This window comes from Ruminococcus sp. 210702-SL.1.03 (assembly GCF_020559915.1).
Lineage (GTDB): Bacteria > Bacillota > Clostridia > Oscillospirales > Ruminococcaceae > YE71.
This window is the reverse complement of the sequence record NZ_JAJCLZ010000074.1, coordinates 1-2,197: the sequence shown is the minus strand read 5'-3', so window position 1 is coordinate 2,197 and position 2,197 is coordinate 1. Positions and strand designations below refer to the sequence as shown.

Here is a 2,197-nt window from a genome sequence, read left to right as displayed (position 1 = left end):
CAGAAAATCGGAGACTATTTCCGTAACCTTGATTTCCTTATCACCCTTCATCAGCATAAGCCAAATAAAAAAGGACATGACGTTTTGAGCGTCATGCCCTTTAAGGGAAACCAGCGTAAACCGCATTATTTATGTACTTAGTCGAGCAAACTGGAAATCGACTTCATGATGAGGTCAATGTCCTTGTTTTCAAGCTCTCTGATGATGTGCAAATAGGTCTTCTGTGTAGTATTGATGCTTGAGTGTCCGAGTCTCTGTGCAACACTGGCGATTGAAACACCGTCGAACAGGAGAAGCGATGCGTGTGTATGGCGAAGTCCATGAACGGAAATAGTAGGGATTCCGACAGCTTTGCAATGTCTTTCCAACACATCGTTGAGAGTAGAGTTGTAAATCTTCTTTTCTTTTGAAACAAAGATAGGGGCAGTATCATTCAGCTCTCTTACGATTGCATAGAACTGTCCTACCGTCTGCCAGTCAAGGCGAATCTTTCTGACCGAGGACTTGTTCTTGGTAGGCTGAAAACCGCCCTCGCCTTTATAGTCCCAAGTCTTATTAACACTAAGCGTCTGATGAGTGAAATCGAAGTCCATAGGCGTTACTGCAATCGCTTCGGAAAAACGCATACCGGTCTTAGCAATAAGCAGAATAAGCCAATCCATATTCAAACCGCTGTTCAGGTCCAGGCTTGTAAGCAACTTCTGAAGCTCATAACGGCTGAGATACTTCTTCTTTTTATCGTTGGGAGACTTGCCCTTGATGATAACCTTGCGAGTGGGATCACGGGCGATCAAGCCGTCATCAACTGCATCAAGGATAGCTCCTTTGAGCTGATGGTGAAAATCCATAGTGGTCTGGCGCTCGTGTGTCTCAGCATAATCATTGATGAGCTGCTGATATGTGATTCTGTCAAAATCGCAGAGTTTTACATCGGGGATCAGTTTCTTCACCCATTCAGCGGTCAGGTGATACTTCTGCATTGTTACGCCCCTGACCGATCCTTCTTTATATATAACCAGCCACTGACAGTAATACTCATGGAACAGAGTATCCGTTTTTATATCGTTCAAAATCTTATCCTCCTTTGGCGGCTCACGCTGATGAAGGGTGATAAGGGTGTCAAGGCGACTGAAAAAGTCTGCAATTTGGCATTGTTCTTCATAACTTGGGAACAATACTCCGCCTTTAAGTGCGTTTTCATCTGTAACCTTCATATCGTGTTTTGCACCTATATTCACAAGCGGTTTTAGGTACATATTCAACCGATCATCAAGGTCAAAATAGCATTCAATAAAATCTGCATTTGCAGTACCTTGAATGGTTTTATAGACCGCATACAAAGTTGATACAATGCCCGATTTTCCTTTGTTTGCTTTAATTATGCCATAAGGATTTGCTCTCAAAGGTGACTTCGTATATACTACATCACCTGTTTCTACAACACCATAATTTGAAACTGATGCACCAGCAAAACTCCTACCCTGAAATTCTATCTGATTAACTACTCCGACTTCACCTGAAACAGACAAGACATCAGTCTTATCATACTTATCTTCGGTGTTCTTTTTTGTTGAGACAGTAAGGTATTCATTCAGCTTACGCTGTTCCCAAGAAATTGTTTTTTGAGCGACTTTAGCACTCCGACTGCCAAAATCGAATGAAAAACACTCACGCTGATGAAGGGTGATAAGGGTGTCAAGCTGTTCAAAATAGCTTGCTATCTTCTTTTGTTCATCATATGAAGGGACAGTAATGTGCATTTTCAGTAGGTCTAAAAATGACAATACTTTTTGACCAGTTCCAGTGCAAGTATAACCTATTTCGTGTACAACTTCTTCGCTGTGATTTAATACTAACGAGATAAAGAACACGTCACTATTATTGCCATAAAAAACAGGATAGAATTTGCTAATAATGCCCTTATCACAGCACTTATTGATGTTAAATGTGAAGTCGACTCCGTCGCTTCTGTTTCTATATGTGCAGTAGCCTCTTGGCAGAATATTGTAGCCTGTTATATCATGTTGCTGTTTTCGTCCAAAGTGTTCTTCCTGCAAAACAACACCTTCTGTTTTAGACGACGTTAGCACAGGTAAATCACATTCAGAATCAACAGTTTCTTTGTACTCAATTATTAAGTCTGACAGCTTACGCTGTTCCCAGGAAAAAGCACAAACAAGCATAAAAAAACAGGGAG

General features: G+C 41.1%; 1 protein-coding gene and 1 pseudogene. Both read right to left on the bottom strand.

Annotated elements, in window-relative coordinates; genetic code table 11:
- Window positions 1-137 precede the first annotated feature (137 nt).
- Entirely contained in the window at window positions 138-1,073 is a 936-nt protein-coding gene (locus LI114_RS13345; RefSeq protein WP_195221319.1) for a site-specific integrase, read from the bottom strand.
- Window positions 1,074-1,730: 657 nt separating this feature from the next.
- Window positions 1,731-2,183: pseudogene (locus tag LI114_RS13340) on the bottom strand (restriction endonuclease subunit S); the annotation flags it as partial.
- Window positions 2,184-2,197 lie beyond the last annotated feature (14 nt).